This window comes from Pseudoduganella umbonata, assembly GCF_014192225.1.
Taxonomy (GTDB): domain Bacteria; phylum Pseudomonadota; class Gammaproteobacteria; order Burkholderiales; family Burkholderiaceae_D; genus Rugamonas; species Rugamonas umbonata.
Genome location: NZ_JACHXS010000001.1, coordinates 772,756 through 795,046 on the forward strand (window position 1 = coordinate 772,756; position 22,291 = coordinate 795,046).

Consider the following 22,291-nt stretch of genomic DNA (forward strand, 5'->3'; position numbering starts at 1 on the left):
CATCACCGCTTGCCGCCCTGCTTCAGTATCCACTGCTGCTGCGTCGCCTGATGCGTTTCGGAAGTCAGGTGCGCCTGTTCCGGTTCGATCACGATCTGGCGCGGCGACGGGATCACGTTATACACGGCGAACGTGGAGGTCGGCGGCGTCACCAGGTCGTTGTAGCCCGCATAGAACAGCACGGGCGACCGCAGGCGTTTCGCGAAGTTGACAGTGTCGTAGTATCCGGTGGTTTTCACCTTTGCCGCGATGGGCTGGTCCTTGACGTTGCCGTTGTCGTCCTTGCGGAACAGCCCGGGCCAGCCACCCGCACGCCCGCTCAGGTAGCCCGTCACGTCGGCATAGGCGGGGTAGGAGGCGACGGTGGCCGTCACGCGTGGATCGAGCGCCGCGGTGACGATGGCCAGCTGGCCGCCCTGGCTGCCGCCCTGCGTGACGAGCGTCCTGCCGTCCCACTTCGCATGCCGCACCAGGTAATCGAGTCCGCGCAGCGCGCCAAGGTAGACGCGGCGGTAGTAGTAGCTGTCGCGGTCGTCGAGGTTGTAGCGGTTGTAGCTTTCCAGCGCACCATTGCGCAACTGCTCGTACAGTTCGTCCGGCAGGTTGACGGGAATACCGTGGATGCCGATCTGCAGCGTGATCGCGCCCTTTTCCGCCAGCTCGACGGCCCCTTTGTACGGGCGCACGCCGGCACCCGGCACATGCAGCACGGCAGGATACTTGCCGTCGGCGCGCGGTACGGCCAGTACGCCATAGATGCGCGACGGCTGGCCGCCCTGGCCGACGTTCTGGTAATGCAGGTACGAGACGTCCACCGTGGCGGTGGAGAGATCAGGCGCCGGCGACAGGGTCCACTGCGGATCGACCTTGGCCAGCTGTTCCTTCTGGGCCGTCCAGAAAGCGTCGAAATCGGCCGGTTCCGTTTGCACTGGCCGGATGGTCAGCGGGCTGAAAGCGGCGGTGGCCCTGGCCTTCACCGGCTTGCCGCCGACGCTGGCTTCGACGAGCACGCGCACGAAGCCGGGTTGCGACTGCGCCGGGATCGGCAGCGACAGCCCTTCCTTCGGCACGACGACCGTGCGTTCCGGGCCTTCCAGCATGTCGGGACCCAGGCGGTAGCGCACCGGGATGCCTTCGGCGGGATATGGCTGCACGTCCAGCCGGATGCGCGCGGTAGCGCGGTCGCCGGTCTTGTAGGTCCAGTCGGGGCGGTCCAGCGTGACGGAAAGCGGGCCGGCAACGGCGGCCGCATTCAGCAGGCGGACTTCGGAGGTCGCGGCGGTGGCCGGCAGGTATGCCAGCTGGGAGGTGGCGAACAGTGCGGCAATTGCCAGCAGGCGCAGGGGACGAAGGGTCATGGGAGCGGACGAATGGAAAATGACGGCAAATCCTAGGACGGATTTCCGTCCCGGTCAATGCCGCCGTCCGAACAACTCACCCGCCTGCGCGATGCAGCGAAAGCCGGGAATCAGCCTGCCGCGACCCGTTTCGCGATATGCGCCAGCGCCTCTTCGACCTGGTCGATCAGGATCAGGCACAGGTCGCCTTCGCCCAGCCGGTCCATGGCCGTGTCGATGGCGATGAACTCGCCATCGATCTCGTCGACGTGCGAGGTGCGCGGCGCGCCTTGCAAGCCCTGGCGCAGCAGCGCGATCACTTCGCCGTCGGCACGGCCGCGCTGGCATTGATCCTGGTACAGCACTACGTCGTCGAACGCCTTGCCGAGGATCTCGGTCTGCTGGCTGATGTCCTCGTCGCGCCGGTCGCCCGCGCCGGAAATCACCACCGAGCGGCGTTTCGCCGGCATCGATTCGACGGCCTGCACCAGCGCGAGCATCGCATCCGGGTTGTGGCCGTAGTCGGCGATCACCGTGGCGCCGCGGTAGTCGAACACGTTGAAGCGGCCAGGGGCATTATGGCTGTCCGTCGTAAACGTCTTCAGGCCCAGGCGGATGGATTGCCAGTCGATGCCGGCGCCCCACGCGGCAGCCACCGCCGCCATGGCATTCTCGACCTGGAAGCCGATCGTGCCGTTGCGGGTCAGCGGCACGTCCGCCAGCGCGATGCGCTGCTCGAACTTGCCTTCGACGGCCACCAGGTCGCCCCGCTCGACATATACCGTGCGGCGGCCCTGCGCCACGTGCGTGGCCACCACCGGATGGTAGCGGTCGGCGCCGAAGAAGATGACCTTGCCCTTCGATGCGCCGGCCATGGCGGCCACGATCGGATCGGTGGCGTTCAGCACGGCCCAGCCGTTTTCGTCGACGTTCTGCACGATCACGCGCTTCAGCACGGCCAGGTCCTCGACCGTGGTGATGTAGTTCAGGCCCAGGTGGTCGCCCGCGCCGATGTTGGTGACGACGGCGACCTTGCAGCGGTCGAACGCCAGGCCTTCGCGCAGGATGCCGCCGCGCGCCGTCTCGAAGACGGCCGCGTCGACGTCCGGATGCTGCAGCACGTTGCGCGCGCTGCGCGGGCCGGAGCAGTCGCCGCTGTCGATCTGGCGGCCGTTGACGTATACGCCGTCCGTGTTGGTCATGCCCACGCGCAGGCCGGACGAGGTGATCAGGTGCGCGATCAGGCGCACGGTGGTGGTCTTGCCGTTCGTGCCGGTGACGGCCACCACGGGGATGCGGCCATCCTCGCCATCGGCGAACAGCGTGCCCACGATCGCCTCGCCGATCGGCCGGCCCTTGCCGTAGGACGGCGACAGGTGCATCCGCAAGCCGGGCGCCGCATTGACTTCGACGACGCCGCCATTCTGTTCCTCGATCGGGCGCAGCACGGAATCGACGACGACGTCGACGCCGCAGATGTCGAGGCCGATCATCTGCGCCGCTTCGACGGCGCGCGCCGCCACTTCAGGGTGCACGTCGTCGGTCACGTCGGTGGCGCTGCCGCCGGTCGACAGGTTGGCGTTGTTGCGCAGGATGACGCGCTGGCCCTGGGCCGGCACGGAGTCCGCTTCCAGGCCCTGCAGCTTCAGGCGCGCCAGCGCGATATCGTCGAAGCGGATCTTCGTCAGCGACGTGGAGTGGCCGCTGCCGCGGCGCGGATCGGCGTTGACGATGTCGACCAGTTCGCGCACCGAGTGCACGCCGTCGCCGACCACGTGCGGCGGATCGCGCCGCGCCGCCGCCACCAGCTTGTTGCCGATGACGAGCAGCCGGTAGTCATGGCCGGGCAGGAAGCGCTCGACCATGATGTCGTCGCGGAACTCGCGTGCCGTGTGGAACGCGGCGTGGGTCTGTTCCTCGGTGGTGATGTTGACGGTCACGCCCTTGCCCTGGTTGCCGTCCTTCGGCTTGATCACCACCGGCAGGCCGATCAGCTGTGCCACCTGCCAAGCCTCTTCGGCGGTGTCGACGGTGCGGCCGACCGGCACCGGCACGCCGGCGGCATCGAGCAGTTTCTTCGTCAGCTCCTTGTCCTGCGCGATGTTTTCCGCGATCGCGCTGGTCGAATCGATCTCGGCGGCCTGGATACGGCGCTGCTTGCTGCCCCAGCCGAAGGCCACCATCGAGCCGGACGTCATGCGGCGGTACGGGATCTTGCGGGCCACGGCGGCGTATACGATCGCCCCGGTACTGGGGCCCAGGCGCACGTCCTCGTCCAGGTCGCGCAGCTCGGCCAGCGCGGCGGCCAGGTCGAACGGCGTATCCTGCAGTGCCGCGTTGACGAGCTTTTCCGCCAGTTCGACGGCCAGCCGGCCCACTTCTTCCTCGGTGTATTCGACCACCATCTGGAAGATGCCCTGCTCGACCGTGGGCGTGGTGCGGCTGAACGTGACCGGGCAGCCGGCTTCGGCCTGCAAGGCCAGCGCCGTCAGCTCGAGCACGTGGGCCAGCGGCACCGCGTCGGAATGGCCGTGCGGCTGGAACTGGCCGATGCGGGGAAAGCGCGCGCGCAACTTCACTTCGAAGCCGGGCAGCCGGTCGGCCGCCAGCTCTTCCGGCGTGCACGAAACGATGGCCTCGATGGCGGTGTGGTGGCTCCAGAGGTTCGGGCCGCGCAGCGCGCGGGTGCGGATCACTTCCATGTACTGATTCCTGTGTGGTTTTCTTTTACGGGCGCCGGTCGCTGGACGGTCATGCGGCCCGGTTCTTCCATTCGAACGTGCGCAGCGCCGCGGCGATCAGGTCCGGCGACAGGCCCATCGCCCAGCCGGTGCCGATCGCGGCCAGCACCGCTTCGCGGCATTCGTCGGCGTCGTTCGGCAGGCAGCTGGCCGGCAGTTCGGCCACTTCGTCGGCGCCGATCGCCATCACGAACGAGCCGCCGCGGCCGAACACGGCGCGGCCGCCCTCGCTGCGGTGCGCGGCCAGCGGCGCGGCGTCTTCGCGCACGGCGTAGAACAGCACGTCGCCATCGCACAGGCGGGCCATGCCGGCAACCTGTTCGTCGCCGGCATTGAGCACGGCGACGCCGTCGGACAGCACCACATCGACCTGCGTGCGCAGCACGCGGAACATCTGCTCCGGATCGTCGATGTAGAACTCGCCCAGCCGGTCATGGCCGCGCGTATCGGTCACGACGCCGACCGTGCAGCGGTCGTAGGCCAGGCCTTCGGTCAGGATCATGCGGTTGCCGTTGGCGAACACGGCGGCTTCGACGTTCTTGTTCAGCAGCAGGCGCTGGCCCGATTCCCATTCGGTCAGCGGACCGCGCGCGATCTTTCGGCCGTTCAGGTACACGCCTTCCTCGCAGGCCACGCCGGCGTAGCGGCCGGAGACCTGCAACTGCCAGGCCGTGAGCCGCGCGATCAGCGCGGTGTGGCAGGTGCCTGCCACGCCGACGATCGGAATGCGGCCGTTTTCGCCGGGCGCGAACATTTCCTCGATGATCGCCGCGCCCACCGGCCGCGGCGTGCCGCCCGGTGCCGGCTTCAGGTGGGCCAGCAGGCCAGGGCTGGCATTGACTTCGATGATGGCGCCGCCCTGCTCTTCCAGCGGCCGCGAGATATCCTGCGCGACCAGGTCGATGCCGGCGATGTCCAGGCCCACGGCGCGCGCGGCCAGGGCAGCCATCTCGGCAACCGCCGGATGCACCAGGTCCGTCACGTCGTTGGCGACATTGCCGTTGATGGCGATGAGTACCTTGCGGCCCGCTTCCGGCACGGAATCGTGCGCCAGGCCCTGGCCCTGCAGGACCAGCTGCACTTCCGGCGAGGTTTCCGGCTCGACCGGGTTCAGCGGATGTTCCTCGTTGTGCCCGCGGCGCGGGTCGGAATTGATCTGGGCGTCGACAAGCTGCGTGACGGTCGACTCGCCGTCGGCGGTGACCCAGACGGATTCGCCGCGCGAAGCCGCCACGACCTTGCGGCCCACCACCAGCAGGCGGTGCTCGTCGCCGACGACGAAACGCTCGACGATCACTTGAGAACTGTCGCCCCGTTCGACGGCGATGTGGAACGCCTTGCGTACGTCCGCCTCGTTGGACAGGTTCAGCGTGACGCCGCGGCCGTGGTTCGCGTCCGACGGCTTGACGACCACGGGTAGGCCGATGTCCTGCGCTTCTTCCCAGGCTTCGTCCTCGGTGTCGACCAGCGCCCCTTCGGGCACCGGCACGCCGCACGAGGCCAGGATGCTCTTGGTCATGTCCTTGTCGCTGGCGATGCCTTCGGCGATCGCGCTGGTATTGTCGGTCTCCGCCGTCCAGATGCGGCGCTGGCGGGCGCCGTGGCCCAGTTGCACCAGGTTGCCGTCCGTCAGGCGGATGTGCGGCACGGCGCGGTCGATCGCCGCATCGACGATGCTGTTCGTCGACGGGCCCAGGCACAGGCGCTCGACCATGTCGGTCAGTTTCGCGACCGCGGCCTGCAGGTCATACGGCCGGTCTTCGATGCAGGCCATCAGCAGTTCGCGGCCGGCGGCCAGCGCGGCACGGCCGACATTCTCCTGCCGGGTGCGGAACGCCATCTTGTAGATGCCGCTGCCCTCGGCGGTCTGGCGCGTCTGGCCGAATCCGGTGCGCATCCCTGCCAGGTTCTGCAGTTCCAGTACCACGTGTTCGAGGATGTGGCCGGCGTATGTGCCGTCGCGCAGCCGCTCGAAGAAGCCGCCGGGTTCGCCGACACCGCAGCGGTGCTCGATCATGCCGGGCAGCAGCGTGGTGAGTCGTTCGTACAGTCCGGGGATCGTATTGGAGGGGAAGTTTTCAAGCTCGCCGATATCGAGCCAGGCTTCGATGACGGGGCGGTAGGTCCAGATGTTCGGGCCACGCAGGTAAGTCACGCGGAGAACGTTGATATCTTTCTTCTTTGTCATGTTTTTGCTCTAGTACCTCTTGCTGTATACTTCGCCGATGCGTCCAACCCACTGCGTCGCCCAATGCGCTACCGAGGCATCAAAGGCGCCGGCTTCCTCTTCCGAATCGTCCCAGAAGAATACAATAAATAAATTCCGGGCCCATTCTCCCGTGCGCTAATCGTGTCAGCGCACTGCTAGCCTGAGCCGTTAGATCCTGATATTTTCCCATCTATTTTACATTCTTGCCAAACGGCAAAGCCGCACGGCCTAAACGGAGCAATCCACACAATGACAAGAACCGATCTTCCTCCTGGGCTGGCCCGCATCGAACTGCCGGAAAACTGGCGTTCAGACTCGCAGATGCAGCTTGCTCCTGGGGAAAACGTGCAGAGTGCGCTGGAGGTTGACCTCGATGCGAAACTGCATTTCGCCAAAGGCATCGTAGTACTGACGGACCGGCGCCTGCTGGCCCGCGCGCCGAACCAGGAATGGCAGGCCTGGCCCTACCGGCCCGGGCTTTCGCTGAAGCTGCACGACCACGCCGGCGTGGGCCACCTGGAGCTGTTCGACGAACACGGCCGCCTCGCCGCATGGCGCTTCACGCTGGGGCAGAACCTGTATGCCATCAAGCTGGCCGAGGCGTTCGACCCGCTGCGCGACGCGGCGCTGACGGGCCAACCGGTGGCGCGCCCGGAAGAACATGCCTGCCCCACCTGCAAGGCGCCGCTCGAACCGGACCAGGACGAGTGCCCGATCTGCACCAAGGTGGTCCACACGCCGCCGTCGACGTGGACGCTGTTCCGGCTGTGGCGCTTCGCCTACCCGTATCGCTGGGCGCTGGCCGGCGGCTTCACGCTGATGCTGCTGTCCACCGCGGCGCACATGATCCCGCCGTACATCAGCATGCCGCTGATGGACAATGTGCTGATTCCCTACCAGAACGGCCAGCCGGTCGACACCAGCCTGGTGACGATGTACATGTCGGCGCTGTTCGGCTCCGCGATCCTGGCCTGGCTGCTCGGCTGGGGCAAGACCTATGTGCTCGCGCTGGTGTCCGAACGGATCGGTGCCGACCTGCGCACGTCCACCTACGAACACCTGCTGCGCCTGTCGCTGGAGTACTTCGGCGGCAAGCGCACCGGCGACCTGATGGCGCGGATCGGCAGCGAGAGCGACCGGATCTGCGTGTTCCTGTCGCTGCACCTGCTCGACTTCGCCTCCGACTGCCTGATGATCATCATGACCGGCGTGATCCTGTTCACGATCGATCCGTGGCTGGCCCTGGTCACGCTGGTACCGCTGCCATTCATCGCATGGCTGATCCACCTGGTGCGCGACCGCCTGCGCACCGGCTTCGAGAAGATCGACCGGGTGTGGGGTGAAGTGACCAACGTGCTGGCCGATACGATCCCCGGCATCCGCGTCGTGAAAGCGTTCGCGCAGGAATCGCGCGAGGCCCACCGGTTCCGCATCGCCAACCGGCACAACCTCGCCGTCAACGACAAGCTGAACAAGGTGTGGTCGCTGTTCTCGCCGACCGTATCGTTCCTGACCGAGATCGGCCTGCTGGTGATCTACGTGTTCGGCATCTGGCAGGTGTCGCAGTCGCATGTGACGGTCGGCGTGCTGACCGCGTTCCTGACGTACTCGACGCGTTTCTACAGCCGCCTCGATTCGATGAGCCGGATCGTCTCGGTGACGCAGAAGTCGGCATCGGCCGCCAAGCGGATCTTCGATATCCTGGACCACGTGTCGTCGGTGCCGGAGCCGGCCAATCCCGTCAAGCTGGCGAAAGTGGACGGCAACATCACGCTGCGCGAGGTCGGTTTCCGCTATGGCAACCGGGCCGTGAACCGCGGCGTGAACCTGGAGATCAAGGCCGGCGAGATGATCGGCCTGGTGGGGCATTCCGGTTCGGGCAAGTCCACGCTGGTCAACCTGATCTGCCGTTTCTACGATGTGGCGGAAGGCGCGATCCTGCTCGATGGCGTGGACATCCGCTCGCTGGCCGTGTCCGACTACCGCCGCAATATCGGCCTCGTGCTGCAGGAGCCGTTCCTGTTCTTCGGCACGATCGCCGAGAACATCGCCTATGGCAAGCCGGATGCGACGCGCGCCCAGATCATGGCCGCCGCACGCGCCGCGCACGCCCACGACTTCATCCTGCGGCTGCCGCAGGGCTACGATTCGATGGTGGGCGAGCGGGGCCAGGGCCTTTCCGGCGGCGAACGCCAGCGCATCTCGATCGCCCGCGCCCTGCTGATCGATCCGCGCATCCTGATCCTGGACGAAGCGACGGCATCGGTCGACTCCGAGACCGAGAAGGAAATCCAGAAAGCGCTGGACAACCTGGTGGCCGGCCGCACCACGATCGCCATTGCCCACCGGCTGTCGACGCTGCAGCGTGCCAACCGGCTGGTGGTGATGGACCGCGGCAAGGTGGTCGAGGAAGGCCCGCACGAAGAACTGATGGCGCAGGAAGGCGCCTATTACCGGCTGTACCAGGCGCAGGCCCGCAACGTCGATACCGACCTGGATGACAAGGGAGCATCACGCGATGACGACAATTGATTTCCAGCTGCGGCGCGACCCGTTCGGCCGCCTTTCCCTGACCGACGCGAACGGCATGGTGTACGAAGGCGTGTCACCGGTGCGCGCATTCCCGATCCAGGCGCCGGACGAAGGCCTGGCGCTGGTGAACGCGGACGGCAAGGAAGTGGTCTGGATCGACCGCGTCGACGATTTGCCGGCGCAGACGGCGGCGCTGATCCGCGAAGAATTGTCGGGCCGGGAATTCATGCCGGAGATCCAGCGCATCGTCGATGTGACGAGCTTCGCCACGCCCTGCACGTGGACCGTCGACACGGACCGCGGCACCGCCGATTTCGTGCTGCGCGGCGAGGAAGACATTCGCCGCATCGGCACCGAGGCACTGCTGATCTCGGACACCCATGGCATCCAGTTCCTGATCCGCAATCAGTACACGCTGGACAAGCACAGCAAGAAGATCCTCGACCGCTTCATGTGATGGCCCGCCCGGGGCCGCCGCTGGATTACTTCAGGTACGGCACACAGGCGGCGGTCTTTTTGGCCGCGCCGTCGCACACGGCGCGGCGACACTCGACGGCGCCCGATTCGCCGGGGCCCGGGCAGCGCGCGAACACGGCGCCGTAGCGGTCCTTGCGAGGGGCGGCCTCGCTGCGCTGGCGCTGCGGCAATGCAGACGGCTGGGATCGCTGAGCGGGCTCGGAAGACCGGGACGACTGGACGACGGCGGGCGCTGCCGACTCGTCGCCGGAACCGCCCGACGTTTGTACCGGCGCCACCTGGGCGGTTACCCACTCCGGCAAGTCGCGCAGCACCGCGGCCGGGACCGGCTGGCCCGGCAGGACCAGCGGCGGCAGGCGGTCGGCGGAAGCCGGGGCTGCGGCGACCGGCGCCATTCGTTGCCCTGGTTCGAACTGATCGACCTGGTTGTCCCGACTATCCCGACTCATCTGATCGGGCTGATCGACCTGCGGTGCCTGCTGTGCAAGCGGTGCCTGGCCAGGCGTGGCCGATGGCGTTGCCGCCGGGCCCGCCGCCTGCGACCGTCCGGCCAGCGAACTCTCGACATTCGCCATGGTCCGGTTCGTTTGCCAGGCCTGTACGCCCCAGACCGTTGCGGCGATGGTGGCCGCTGCCAGCAAGGCGGCACCCGCCCATGCGACTTTTCGGGGATTCATCGACGGCAGCGGAGAATCGGGCGACAGCGATTCGTGCGATGCCGATCCGTGCGATGCCGATCCGTACGATCCAGCTTCGCGCGCCCCAGCTTCGTGGGATGCGGTTTCGTGATGTGCAGTGTCGTGGGAGGCGGTTTGGCGAAATGCAGCGTCGCGCGATGCCGTTCCGCGTGCGTGCTCCCCTGGTGGTTGGCTGTCCGGGTCCATCCCGGAAGGATACCGCAGCTGCGCGTGATGCGGCGCACAATGATGTCCGGCATTGTGCGGTTGCGCACCGACAACCCGGCCATGCGGGGCTACCGTGGCTCGTCATCCAGGAGGGACCATGAGCGACGAGTTGAAGATCGAATCAGCGGACATGCCGGCGGGCGGCTGGGGCTCGGTGAAGGAAGTGACCAACATCCTGTTCCACGAGCACGTGCCGCTGAAGGACAGCCGCCTGCTCCTCAAACAGAACAAGCCGGACGGCTATGCCTGCGTCAGCTGTGCCTGGGCCAAGCCGGCCAATCCGCACCCGTTCGAATTCTGCGAAAGCGGCGCCAAGGCTACCGCGTGGGAAACCACCAGCAAGACCATCGGCGCCGAGTTCTTCGAACGGCACACGGTTACCGAACTGGAGAGCTGGAGCGACCATGCGCTGGAGGACCTGGGCCGCCTCACGGTACCGCTGCGGTGGGACGCCGCCAGCGACCGGTACCGCCCCATCGACTGGGACACCGCCTTCGCCGAGATCGGCGCCGCGCTGCGGGCCTGCGACCGCGAGAACGTGGTGTTCTACAGTTCCGGCCGGGCCTCGCTGGAAGCGTCGTACATGTACCAGCTGCTGGCCCGCATGTACGGCAACAACAACCTGCCGGACAGCTCGAACATGTGCCACGAGAGCACGTCGGTAGGCTTGAAGAAAACCATCGGCGTCGCCGTCGGCACCGTGGGGTTGAACGATTTCGAGCACACCGACTGCATTTTCTTCTTTGGCCAGAACGTCGGCGTGAACAGCCCGCGCATGCTGCACCAGCTGCAGGAAGCGCGCAAGCGCGGCGTGCCCATCATCACGTTCAATCCGCTGCGCGAGCGCGGCCTGGTCAGCTTCACCAACCCGCAATCGCCGCTGGAGATGCTGATGGGCCAGGAAACGCCGATCAGCACCCAGTATCACCAGTTGAAACCCGGCGGCGACACCGCTGCGCTGATGGGACTCTGCAAGGCCGTACTGGGACACGACGACGCGGCCCGCGCCGCCGGTGCCCAGCGCGTGCTGGACATGCCGTTTCTGCAGGAACACACGCATGGCTTCGCGGACTTCGAACGATCCGTGCGGGAATGTTCGTGGGAAACCATCGAAGCCGAGGCCGGGCTGAGCCGTGCCGCGATCGAGGCGGCCGCCGACGTGTATTGCAGGTCCGGCGCCGTGATGGGCGTCTATGGCATGGGCCTGACGCAGCACCGCCATGGCGTGCAGAACGTGACGATGCTGGTCAATTTCCTCCTATTGCGCGGCAATATCGGCAAGCCGGGCGCCGGCATTTGCCCGGTGCGCGGGCACTCGAACGTGCAGGGCCAGCGCACCGTCGGCATTACCGAGAAGCCCGAGCTGGCGCCGCTCGACAAGCTGAAGGAACAATATGGCTTCGAACCGCCCCGCAAGCCCGGCATGAATACCGTGGAGGCGTGTGAAGCGATCCTGGCCGGCAAGGTGCCTGCGTTCATTGCGCTCGGTGGCAATTTCGTGCGCGCGGTGCCGGATACGGTGCGGATGGAAGCGGCCTGGCGCGAACTGCCCCTGACGGTGCAGGTTTCCACGAAGCTGAACCGTAACCACGTGATCCACGGCAAGGCCTCCTATGTGCTGCCCTGCCTGGGCCGCATCGAGATCGACCGCCAGCGCGGCATTCCCCAGTCCGTGTCGGTGGAAGACAGCACCGCGTGCATGCATGGCTCGCGCGGCATGGCGGAACCCGCCGCAGCGACGCTGCTGTCGGAACCGGCGATCGTGGCGGCACTGGCGAAGGCGACGCTGCCGCCTAACCCGAAAGTGGACTGGGATGCGTGGGTAGCCGACTATGGCCGCATCCGCGATGCGATCGAAGCCACCTACCCCGACATCTTCAAGGACTTCAATGCGCGGATGTGGACGCCCGGCGGTTTCCGCAAGCCGCTGGGCGCCGCCGAACGCGTGTGGGACACGCCCAGCAAGCGGGCCGAATTCACCGTGCCGCAGTCGCTGCAGGTCGATCCCGATTCGGACAGCCGGGATCCGGCGGCGCTGCGGCTGTTCACGGTGCGCAGCGACGGCCAGTTCAATACCACGATCTACAGCAACGAAGACCGCTTCCGCGGCGTCAGCGGCACCCGCATGGTGCTGTTCATGGCGCGCGCCGACATGGCACGGCACCAGCTGGCCGAAGGCGACGTGATCGACCTGGCGACGGCCGTCAGCAGCGACGCGCCGCGCCACGTGCGCGGACTGCGGGTGGTGCCGTACGACATACCGGAAGGCTGCGTGGCCGGCTACTATCCGGAATGTAATCCGCTGGTGCCTTTGTGGCATCACGCCATCGACAGCAAGGTTCCGGCGGTGAAATCCATCGATGTGCTGCTGCGCCGCGCCGTCGTGCATTGACCGGATCGACCACACCAGTCCGGAGCGGTTGAGGTTCCTTAAAAAATAATAGGTTCGTGAGATTGACAAAAGAACCATTGGGGCTACGCTGGAGTTAGCGCGCGCCCCAACCTCAATCGGTTCTCTCAACTACTTCGACTGGAGTGATCATGCCCGCATCTGTCTCGACCAGATGGGCAGGGGCCACCGCGCTCGCCGCGCTGCTGGCCTGCCCTGCCTTCGCTGAAACGCAATCGGTTTATTACGACAACCTGACGGCCAGCGCCGTCGTCGCGGCGCAGCTCAACCCCGGCGACAACCTGTTCATCGATACCTTCACCACCGAGCACGGCAGCCTTACCCAGACCACCACCTTCACGCTGGCCGACGCGGTCGATTTCAACGGCCTGGCCGGCTGGATCATCGATACCGCAGACGGCCAGGGTCCCCGGCTGGTGGGGGTCAATATCGACATCCTCGATGCCGCATCGAACGTGGTGGCCAGCGACGACTTCGAAGGCGTGCTGGGCGGCTTCGCGGATTCGAGCTTCCTGGGCAGCCTGGGGCCGGGTACCTATACGCTGATCGCAACCGGCAATGCGGCGCGCGATGCGTCGCTCGATATCTCGCTGTCGTTTACACAGCCGGTTCCCGAACCCGCGACCTATGGCATGCTGATCGGCGGACTCGGCGTGCTGGCGATGCTGGCACGGCGGCGCCGATAGGTTGCAAGCCCCGGGCACGGGCTCCACGGCAGCCCGGCGCAGATGAAGGGAGATCAGGGCCGGCGCTCAAGGTAGGGCCGGCACGCCGCTTCTTTCCCGGCGCCGCCGTTGCAGATGTGCCAGCGGCACATTACCGCGCCTTTCTTGCCGAGCGGCGGACAGCGCTTGAACGTTCCGCCGCTGCGCGCCGCGCCCTTCTTCGCGACGCGGCGCTCCTGCACACCATCGCGCTTTGCCACACGCGCCGGGCGGCTCCGCTTCGGCGGCTGCGCCCCTGCGTCCATCGCGGTGCTGGCGTCGCCGTTTGCTTTCGCCTGGCTTGCGCTGGTCGAAGCTGCCGCTGCGCCTGTCCCGGCTCCGGCAGCGGTGCCAGCCATCTGTTGCGCTGCCGGTGCAGGCGGCGTGGCATTGACGGGTGCCGGCCCCGACGCCGGTGCGGGTGTGGGTACAGGGCCGGCTGGCGACTGCGGCGTTGCCGTGGCCAGCACCGCCGCACCGGCCAGCCCCGCTGCCGCGCCGGGCAGCATGCTGGCAGGCGCCACCGCGGTTGCAGGCGGGGGCACCTCTGGCGTGACCGGCGCCCCCGGCGCGGCCGCCAGGCCAGGCGCTTCGGCCGGGCCCTCGACCGAAAGCGCAGCCACGCTGGCCACCTGGCGCAGCGCCTGCTCGGCCTGCCACTTGCGCACCAGCGTGGGCGCTATCGCAACGATCGCCAGCACGAGCAGGCCGATGAAGATCCACGGCAGGCGGTGGCGCCAGCGAAACGCGGCACTGTCGTCTGCCACGCTCTCGGCCGGGGGAACAAAAACGCCTGGGCCGTCGGTGCCGGCGGCCGTCGCCGGTGGAGGCGCGTTCGCGCCTGCGGATGGCGTATTGGCGTCGTCCGCGGCGGTTGCAGGCTGGGCGGCTTGTTCTGGTGGAGGTGGAAAATGTTCACGCATACAGTAGAGTACGACTTTTGCGCCTGGCGCGCGAGGTGGCGCGCCACGAACGTGGCGGCGGCCGCGCCATCATCCGGCCAGCCGGTCCACCGCGCCGCACGGATTACGGAGTCGCCCTCCGCGGTGGAATCGGCGCATCCCGCGGCAACAGGCCCTCGGCCAGCAGTTCCTGCCAGAACACTTCCGGTATTTCGATCTCCAGCAGGGTGGCATTGCGCTGCAAGTGAGCGGGACTGCTGGCACCGGGAATGGTGGCGACGACGACCGGATGCGCCAGGCCGAATTGCAGCGCGGCAGCGGCCAGGTCGACATTGTGCCGCGCCGCCACCTGGCGCAGGCGCTCGCGGTGCTGTTGCTGCTCCGGCCTGGCCGGCCCATAGTCGTAGTTGCTGCCACCGGCCAGGAAACCGGAGTTGAACGGCCCACCCTGCACCACGTGCGCACCGCGTTCGGCGCACAGCGGGAACAGTTCCTCCAGCGGAGTCTGTTCCATCAGCGTGTAGCGGCCGGCCAGCAGGAAGATGTCCGGATCGGATTGCTGCAGCGCGCGCAGGCACGGTTCGACGGTATTCACACCCAGTCCCCAGCCCTTGATCAGGCCCTCCTCGCGCATCTTGACAAGTTCTTCGAAGGCGCCGCCGGGGCCCGCGGCAATCCGGAAGTAATGGTCGAACTCGTTGCCGAGAAAGTCGGGTGACAGGTCGTGCACGTAAGCGATGTCGATGCTGCCGATGGCCAGGCGCTGGAGGCTGTCCTCCACCGAGCGGCGGGCGCCGGCGGCCGTGTAGTCGAGCACGCGCCGGAACGGCAGCGATGTAACGAACGGGCTGGCGATGTCGCCGGCCACGTCCGGCACGAGCAGCCGGCCCACCTTGGTCGAGAGCGTGTAGCTGTCACGCGCGCGCCGGCGCAGCGCCTGGCCGAAGCGTAGTTCCGACAGGCCGGTACCGTAATGCGGCGCGGTGTCGAAATACCGTATGCCGGCATCCCAGGCAGCGTCCACGGTGGCTTCCCCTGCCGCGTCGGTAGTGGCTTTGTACATGTCGCCGAGCCCGGTGCCGCCCAGGCCCAGGCGCGTGATCGGTCGATAACGCTGGTTCACGTTGGATCCCTTCTTCCCGTTGATGGAGGCGCGGCGGATCGCCGCGGGCTCATGCTACACCGCGACGGGTACCGCACGATTCAGCTGGCTGAACAGGAACTGCGGCTGTGGCCGCTGCGCCATCAGGAGGACCCCTTCCCTTCGCGCTGCCGGCGGGCAGCACTCAGGTAGGTGTCCAGCGCGGGAGCGCGCGCCAGCCCGAGCCGCTTGCGCATTGCTTCTTCCGGCGTGCCCGCTTCCAGTTCCGCCACGGCGAAGCCGTTACGCAGCGTGCGCCCGCCCACGTGCGGTATCGCCACACCCGCCTCCGTCAACGCGCTGCGTGCCTGCCGGTACACCGTGCTCTTGTGCAGCGGCCGCCCTTCCGGGTCCGCGGGAAACGCCAGACTGCCGGGGATGCCGAGCCGTTCGCGTGCCGCGAGCCAGTCCAGCACTTCAGCCACCGCATGCGCCTGCAGGAAGGTTTCGTGCGGATGGCTGGTAGGCTGCTTGGCCGTCGGCGTGAGCCTGATGCGCAAGGTGCCGTCCGCTTCGGGCTCGGATGCGACTTCCCTGGTCAGCAGCCCGATCGCCTCGGCCACGCGCAGACCCGCGCATAGCATGACCAGCTGCATTGCCCTGTCGCGCTGACGCTTCCAGGATGTCAGCTCGGGCTTCCTGGCCACCACCTGGTCGGCCTGCACCGGCGTCAGCGCGACCATCTCGCGATCGCGCACGGGCCGGTCCGCCGCCATGATCGCGATGGCGCCACTGGCTGGATTCGGCAGGCGGCCGATATGCTCGTAGCACCGCTCGAGCAGGCGCAGGTAGCGGTAGGCGATCTTGCTGTGCAGTGGGCGCCCGCGCGCGTCGCGGGTCGCGAGAAATTCGATCAGATCGCCAGGCTGCAATCCGGACATGGTGCGGCCGTGCGCGCGCAGCCATTTGGCGAAGCGGCCGAACATGAAGGTGTACACCTCGGCCGACGCCGCAGACAACGGCGGCGCGGCGCGCTTGGCCGTTTGCGCGAACGCGGGGCTGTGGAGGAACTGGTCGAATGCGGTGACGGGATTGCGGTCCCAGGCGGAGATGTTCATGGTGCGGCGATCTTACCATTGGCGCTGCGGCGCGTTCGATTCCCTGCCCCGCAAGCGGGCGGCACTTCTTTGTAGACTTGGCGGTCGAGTAGCCCGGATTCTTGGAGGTCGGATAGATGGATTGTCTTTCGGTTAGTTGCATTTTAATGCTGAACACCAGTGCGTTCACCAGGGCTTTCTTTCCGTGGACGTCGGTCGTCGATGGATGATGGGAATGGTCCAGATGCTGGCAGGCTTGATGTGGTTGACGTAATGAACCGGCCTCGGCCAAGGGGTAAGCAACTCGCGAAGGAGCACTGCATCCCCGAAAAGCAAAAGGCCCGCAACATGCGTTGCGGGCCCTCTGATAATGAAACGAATCCTGGTGGGAAGTGCAAGTTTCGAACTTGCGACCCCTGCAGTGTGAATGCAGTGCTCTACCCCTGAGCTAACCTCCCGAAGAAGCGCTATTATAGGTGCCGCCTTGCGCCAGGTCAAGTACCTGCCGAGCTGGCGGAAGGGGCGTCAGGCCGCGGTACGCCAGACGCAGGTGCCCTTCACTGCCTTGTCCAGTCCGTTGAGCAGGTCCTCGTGCGCGGCCACCTCGTCGTCCGAGGCGCGCAGCACGATGATCTCGGCCAGCGCCACCTGCTCGAGGTGCGAGCCGGCCGATTCCTCTTCCACTTCGATATCCATGCCCAGGCTGTTCTGGCCGCGCGTCATGGCCAGGTACACGTCCGCCAGCAGTTCGGCATCCAGCAACGCGCCGTGCAGCTTGCGGTGCGCGTTCGAGATGCCGTAGTGATCGCACAGCGCATCGAGCGAGTTGCGCTTGCCGGGCCGCAGCTCCTTGGCCTGCACCAGCGTATCGATGACGCCGCCGATATGCTCGTCGAACGACGGCAGGTTCAGCATGCGGAATTCGTGGTTCAGGAAGCCGAGGTCGAACGGCGCGTTGTGGATGATGACTTCGGCACCGCGGATGTATTCGCGCAGTTCCTCGGCGATCTGGCCGAATCGCGGCTTATCGGACAGGAATTCCGTCGTCAGGCCGTGCACCGCCAGTGCGCCCTCTTCCGACTCGCGATCGGGATTGATGTAGCGGTGGAAGTTGTTGCCGGTCAGCTTGCGATCAACCAGCTCGACGCAGCCGATCTCGATGACGCGGTTGCCCAGCTTGGGGTTGATGCCGGTGGTTTCGGTATCGAGGACGATCTGGCGCATGGTACAGGATGCTTTTCTGGATGAGCCGCGCAGTATACAAGAAGAAAGCCGCGCGGCGGTGAATCTTGCCTTCTTCTTACCTGCCTCTTCTGCCTCTTCTGCCTCTTACCGGCCGCGCACCGCATCGACGCCGCGGTTGGCCAGCATGTCGGCCCGCTCGTTGCCCGGGTGGCCATTGTGGCCGCGCACCCAGCGCCAGTCGACCTTGTGCACCGACTGGGCGATATCGAGCGCCTGCCACAGGTCGGCGTTCTTGACCGGTTCCTTGGTCGACGTTTTCCAGCCGCGCGCCTTCCAGCCATGGATCCATTCGCTGATGCCCTTCTGCACGTACTGGCTGTCGGTGTGCAGCACCACTTCGCATGGCCGCTTCAGCGCATTGAGGGACTCGATGACGGCCTGCAGTTCCATCCGGTTGTTGGTGGTGTTCAGCGCGCCGCCGAACAGTTCCTTTTGCGCTTCGCCGGCCACCATCAGTGCGCCCCATCCGCCGGTGCCGGGATTGCCCTTGCACGCGCCGTCCGTAAAAATCTCGACTTTATCCATGATCCTTGTGTTTGTTCGTTGCAGGCACCGCCACAGGCGACTTCGCCTTTTTCTTGCTCCAGGCCGGCCCGATCAGCCGCATTCCCTTGACCCGCTTGATTGCCTGGACAAGGTAGACGGCACCGAAGTACGGCCACCAGCGCTCGCCGGCCCGGTCCATGAACGCATACCTGGCCAGCCAGTGCTCCGTGCGGCAGGCAGGAGCATAACAGCCGAAGTGGCTGTGGCTGACGCCCATGTTCAGCAATTTTAACCAGTCCTTCATGCGCAGCATCGAAATCTGCTCGCCGCGCGGCAGGTAGCGGGTACCGGTCACCCTGCCCCGCATCTGCCGCAAGCCCCACAGGCTGGCCGGGTTGAAGCCGCAGATGATCAGCTGGCCCTCCGGGATCAGCACCCGCTCCACTTCGCGCAGCACCTGGTGCGGTTCGGACGCGAATTCCAGCACATGCGGCATCACCACCAGGTCCAGGCTTTGCGAAGGAAATGGCAGTTCCAGCGGGTCCAGTGTCAGCGCGATGGGGCGTCCGGGCGTTTCCACGGTACGGCCCGGCAACGTGTCGGCCAGCCACTTGTGCGGCATCCGGCTGGCGGCCAGCGCGTCGATCTGGGGCATGCCGATCTGCAGCGCGTTGTAGCCGAAGATATCGGCCGTCAGCGCGTCCAGGCGGCTTTGCTCCCAGGCGCGCACATAGCGTCCGGCCGGCGTTTGAAGCCAGCTGTCCAGCGCTATAATGGATTTTTCGGATGCTGCGCTATCCATGCGTTTCCTTGGCAATGACCTCGATCGACTTTACATCCATTCGCAGTAAACCAGCCACTGCGTCATCTGCTGAACCTTCGGCTGCACCGACGGCTGAACCATCGGCCGCACCATCGGCTGAGCCATCGGCTGAGCCATCTCGTCAACAGTCGGCAGAACAATCCGTGGAAGCGGGCGAAGCGGCGGCGCCGCCAGCGCTGCGCGTGCTGCCCGTGCCGGCATTCAACGACAACTACCTGTGGCTGATCCATGACGGCCGCCATGCCGCGGTCGTCGATCCCGGCGATGCCGAGCCCATCCTCGCTGCGCTGCGCGATCGCGGGCTGGCACTTACCGCCATTCTACTCACCCACCACCATCGTGACCATATCGGTGGTGTGCCGGCGTTATTGCAGCGGTTCGATGTGCCCGTGTTCGGCCCCCGGCACGACGGTATTGCCGCCGTCACGCAGCCGCTGGGGGAAGGCGACCGCTTCGCCGTGCCGGGTATCGGCCTGGAGCTCGCCGTGCTGGACGTGCCTGGCCACACCAATGGCCACATCGCCTATGTTGCCGACGGTACGCGTGGCGAGGGAGCGCGCTGGCTGTTTTGCGGCGACACGCTGTTCGCGGGCGGATGCGGCCGCCTGTTCGAGGGGACGCCGGCGCAGATGGCGGCTTCGCTGGACAAGCTGGCCGCTCTGCCGCCCGAGACCGAGGTTTTTTGCGCCCACGAGTACACGCTGTCGAACCTGCGGTTTGCGCTGGCGGTCGAACCTGGTAACGAAGCACTGCGGGCGCGCATGGATGTGGAGACGAACAAGCGGCAACATGGCGTGGCCACCGTGCCGAGCACTATTGCCGTCGAGCGCGCAACGAACCCCTTCCTGCGCTATCGCGATGAATCGATTGCGCAGCGTCTCGCCGCGGCGGGCAAGGTGGCGGCTGGTGCCGCTCCGCTCGCCGTGTTTGCGGCGCTGCGCGAATGGAAAAACCATTTTTGACAGGAACAACTATGGAGAAAGTCCGGTTTTATTACGACCCGATCAGCCCTTATGCCTGGCTGGCAACGAAACAGATCGCCCGCATCGAAGCCGCGGGTGTACACCTGGAAATGGAGCCCGTGCTGCTGGCCGGATTGTTGAAGGCGCATGGCACGAAAGGGCCGGCCGAAGTGCCGGCCAAGCGTGAATTCCTCTTTCGCGACGTGATGCGCATTGCCGATGCGCATGGCCTGCCGTTCCGCGGGCCGCCGGGCCATCCGTTCAACCCCTTGCTGGCGCTGCGGATGTGCCTGGCGATACAGTCCCTGACGAGCAGGCGCCGCTTCACGTTCATGCTGTCGCAGGCTTGCTGGGAGCGTGGACTGGATCTTTCGAGCCCGGCCGTGCTGAAGGCACTGGCGGCCGAGTGCGACCTGAACGGCGAAGCGCTGGTGGCAAACGCAGGCGACCCCGCGATCAAGCAGGCACTGATCGATGCGACGGAAAACGCCGCGGCGGCCGGTGTGTTCGGCGTGCCGACGTTCAGCTATATGGGCGAGCTGTTCTGGGGCGGCGACCGCATCGACCTGCTGCTGCGCCGCATTGCAGGCCACCGCATCGATGAAGCCCGGCTGAAGGAATTCCTGGCCCGCCCCGCCCTGGCAGAACGCGGCATGTAATGCGCGAGCACCGGCAAGGCGGCTGATGCGGGCAGCCGATGCGGGCAGACGACACGAGCCGATTACCGGCGCCCGCAGCGAGCGCCGGTACGGAGCCCGCGGGGCCGGTCAGATTTCTTCGTAAAGCGGCAGCGTGAGGAACTCGGCAAACGATTCGGATGTCGACATCTGTTCGAAGATCTGCGCGGCGCGCTCGTAGTTCGGGCTGCCGCCGTCCGGTGCGGATTCCTTCACCTTCGGCAATTCCTCGGCAATCATCGCCCGCACGATGTCGGCCGTGACCTTGCGGCCGTCGTCCAGTACGCCCTTCGGCGAACGGATCCACTGCCACACCTGCGAACGGCTGATCTCGGCGGTGGCCGCGTCTTCCATCAGGTTATGGATGGGCACGCAGCCATTGCCGCCCAGCCAGCTGCCCAGGTAGTGGATGCCCACGTTGATGTTGTAACGCAGGCCGGCCTCGGTGATCGGCGCCTCCGGCTGGAAGTCCAGCAGGTCGGCTGCCGTGACTTCCACGTCCGGGCGCTGCTTGCCGATCTGATTCGGCGCATCGCCCAGCACGTTGGTGAACTCGGCCATTGCCAGCCCGACCAGGCCCGGGTGGGCAACCCATCCGCCGTCGTAGCCGTCGGTGGCATCGCGCGACTTGTCGTTGCGCACGCCGGCCATGGCCGTTTCGTTCTTCTCCGGATCGTTCTTGATCGGAATCAGCGCCGACATGCCGCCGATCGCCGGCGCGTTGCGCTTGTGGCAGGTCTTCAGCAGCAGCAGCGCATAGGCGCGCATGAATGGCGCCGTCATCGTCACCTTCGGGCGATCGGCCAGGCAGAAGTCCTTGTCGACCTTGAATTTCTTGATGCAGCTGAAGATGTAGTCCCAGCGGCCAGCATTCAGGCCGGCGCTGTGCTCGCGCAGTTCGTACAGGATCTCGTCCATTTCAAACGCGGCAAGGATCGTTTCGATCAGGACGGTTGCCTTGATCGTTCCCTGCGGCAGGCCCAGCTCGTCCTGCGTCATCACGAAGATGTCGTTCCACAGGCGCGCTTCGAGGTGCGATTCCATCTTCGGCAGGTAGAAATACGGACCCGCGCCGCGTGCCAGCTGCTCGCGGGCGTTATGGACCATGAACAGCGCGAAATCGAACACGCCGCCGGAAATGCGCTTGCCGTCGACCAGCACGTGCTTTTCATCGAGATGCCAGCCGCGCGGGCGCACGACCAGCGTCGCCGTCTTGTCGTTGAGCTTGTAGGATTTGCCGTTCTGTTCCAGCGAGATCGTCTTGCGCACCGCATCGATCATGTTCAGCTGGCCGGTAATCTGGTTGTCCCAGTTCGGCGTGTTCGAATCCTCGAAGTCGGTCATGTAGCTGTCCGCACCGGAGTTCAGGGCATTGATGACCATCTTGCGCTCGACCGGACCGGTGATTTCCACGCGGCGGCACTGCAGTGCCGCCGGGATCGGCGCGATCGTCCAGTCGCCGGCACGGACATGCGCCGTTTCAGCCAGGAAATCGGGACGCTCGCCGGCATCGAGACGTTTCGCGCGCTCGACGCGGGCCGCCAGCAATTCCTGGCGCCGCGGCTCGAATGCGCGCGACAGTTTTGCCACCAGGGCCAGCGCTTCCGGCGTCAGGACGCTTTCATAGCCGGGCTTGATCTCTCCCTTGATTTCCATACCTGCCGGTAACGTGATGCTCATGTCGATCTCCTTGTGCTCTGGTG

General features: G+C 66.2%; 17 protein-coding genes and 1 tRNA gene. 6 read left to right on the forward strand and 12 right to left on the reverse strand.

The features are described 5' to 3' along the window. Positions 1-2: 2 nt before the first annotated feature. The 3 genes from FHS02_RS03190 to FHS02_RS03200 all read right to left on the reverse strand — a co-directional run bounded on the left by FHS02_RS03190 (position 3) and on the right by FHS02_RS03200 (position 6,266). A complete protein-coding gene (locus tag FHS02_RS03190) occupies positions 3-1,358 on the reverse strand; it encodes an acetylxylan esterase (RefSeq protein WP_137312769.1) in 1,356 nt (451 codons plus the stop codon). 110 nt (positions 1,359-1,468) lie between these two features. After that, on the reverse strand, positions 1,469-4,039 hold the full coding sequence (gene cphA / locus FHS02_RS03195) for a cyanophycin synthetase (protein ID WP_137312770.1): 2,571 nt from the start codon (positions 4,037-4,039) through the stop codon (positions 1,469-1,471). 49 nt (positions 4,040-4,088) lie between these two features. Beyond that, positions 4,089-6,266, reverse strand: coding sequence for a cyanophycin synthetase (locus tag FHS02_RS03200; RefSeq protein ID WP_137312771.1), 2,178 nt, complete (start codon positions 6,264-6,266; stop codon positions 4,089-4,091). Positions 6,267-6,536: 270 nt separating this feature from the next. Between FHS02_RS03200 and FHS02_RS03205 the strand changes: the two genes are divergently transcribed. Next, the gene (locus tag FHS02_RS03205; RefSeq protein ID WP_137312772.1) at positions 6,537-8,819 is read left to right on the forward strand and encodes a cyanophycin metabolism-associated ABC transporter; all 2,283 of its coding nucleotides are present in this window, start codon (positions 6,537-6,539) and stop codon (positions 8,817-8,819) included. Beyond that, positions 8,806-9,276, forward strand: a complete 471-nt coding sequence (locus FHS02_RS03210) for a cyanophycin metabolism-associated DUF1854 family protein (RefSeq protein ID WP_137312773.1) — start codon at positions 8,806-8,808, stop codon at positions 9,274-9,276. Before FHS02_RS03205 ends, FHS02_RS03210 begins: the two co-directional genes overlap by 14 nt. Positions 9,277-9,301: 25 nt before the next feature. Here the strand turns inward: FHS02_RS03210 and FHS02_RS03215 are convergent, their stop codons facing one another. Continuing rightward, positions 9,302-9,973 carry a hypothetical protein gene (locus FHS02_RS03215; RefSeq protein WP_137312774.1) on the reverse strand — a complete coding sequence of 224 codons (672 nt, stop codon included), beginning with the start codon at positions 9,971-9,973 and terminating at the stop codon, positions 9,302-9,304. Positions 9,974-10,298: 325 nt separating this feature from the next. Here FHS02_RS03215 and FHS02_RS03220 point away from each other — a divergent pair, with 325 nt between their 5' ends. Beyond that, complete coding sequence (locus tag FHS02_RS03220) at positions 10,299-12,593, forward strand: FdhF/YdeP family oxidoreductase (protein ID WP_137312775.1); 2,295 nt, start codon at positions 10,299-10,301, stop codon at positions 12,591-12,593. Positions 12,594-12,742: 149 nt separating this feature from the next. Beyond that, complete coding sequence (locus FHS02_RS03225) at positions 12,743-13,297, forward strand: FxDxF family PEP-CTERM protein (protein ID WP_183444243.1); 555 nt, start codon at positions 12,743-12,745, stop codon at positions 13,295-13,297. Positions 13,298-13,350: 53 nt separating this feature from the next. Here the strand turns inward: FHS02_RS03225 and FHS02_RS03230 are convergent, their stop codons facing one another. From FHS02_RS03230 to FHS02_RS03260, 7 genes are all read right to left on the reverse strand, one after another. After that, a complete protein-coding gene (locus FHS02_RS03230) occupies positions 13,351-14,082 on the reverse strand; it encodes a hypothetical protein (protein WP_137312776.1) in 732 nt (243 codons plus the stop codon). 259 nt (positions 14,083-14,341) lie between these two features. Continuing rightward, complete coding sequence (locus FHS02_RS03235; protein ID WP_137312777.1) at positions 14,342-15,340, reverse strand: aldo/keto reductase; 999 nt, start codon at positions 15,338-15,340, stop codon at positions 14,342-14,344. 122 nt (positions 15,341-15,462) lie between these two features. After that, positions 15,463-16,416: a site-specific integrase gene (locus FHS02_RS03240; RefSeq protein WP_137312778.1), complete on the reverse strand. Its 954-nt coding sequence runs from the start codon at positions 16,414-16,416 to the stop codon at positions 15,463-15,465. Between the two features lie 362 nt (positions 16,417-16,778). After that, positions 16,779-16,853: transfer RNA gene (locus tag FHS02_RS03245), tRNA-Val, on the reverse strand. A gap of 67 nt (positions 16,854-16,920) precedes the next feature. Further along, positions 16,921-17,619, reverse strand: a complete 699-nt coding sequence (gene dnaQ, locus FHS02_RS03250) for a DNA polymerase III subunit epsilon (RefSeq protein ID WP_137312779.1) — start codon at positions 17,617-17,619, stop codon at positions 16,921-16,923. A gap of 105 nt (positions 17,620-17,724) precedes the next feature. Continuing rightward, positions 17,725-18,165, reverse strand: a complete 441-nt coding sequence (gene rnhA, locus FHS02_RS03255; RefSeq protein ID WP_137312780.1) for a ribonuclease HI — start codon at positions 18,163-18,165, stop codon at positions 17,725-17,727. Continuing rightward, entirely contained in the window at positions 18,158-18,928 is a 771-nt protein-coding gene (locus FHS02_RS03260) for a class I SAM-dependent methyltransferase (RefSeq protein WP_137312781.1), read from the reverse strand. Before FHS02_RS03260 ends, rnhA begins: the two co-directional genes overlap by 8 nt. 164 nt (positions 18,929-19,092) lie before the next feature. Between FHS02_RS03260 and gloB the strand changes: the two genes are divergently transcribed. Continuing rightward, complete coding sequence (gene gloB / locus FHS02_RS03265) at positions 19,093-19,911, forward strand: hydroxyacylglutathione hydrolase (RefSeq protein WP_229422530.1); 819 nt, start codon at positions 19,093-19,095, stop codon at positions 19,909-19,911. Between the two features lie 11 nt (positions 19,912-19,922). Further along, on the forward strand, positions 19,923-20,570 hold the full coding sequence (locus FHS02_RS03270; RefSeq protein ID WP_175424722.1) for a 2-hydroxychromene-2-carboxylate isomerase: 648 nt from the start codon (positions 19,923-19,925) through the stop codon (positions 20,568-20,570). Between the two features lie 108 nt (positions 20,571-20,678). Here FHS02_RS03270 and aceB read toward each other — a convergent pair whose 3' ends face one another. Continuing rightward, the gene (gene aceB, locus FHS02_RS03275; RefSeq protein ID WP_137312783.1) at positions 20,679-22,268 is read right to left on the reverse strand and encodes a malate synthase A; all 1,590 of its coding nucleotides are present in this window, start codon (positions 22,266-22,268) and stop codon (positions 20,679-20,681) included. Positions 22,269-22,291: the final 23 nt, after the last annotated feature.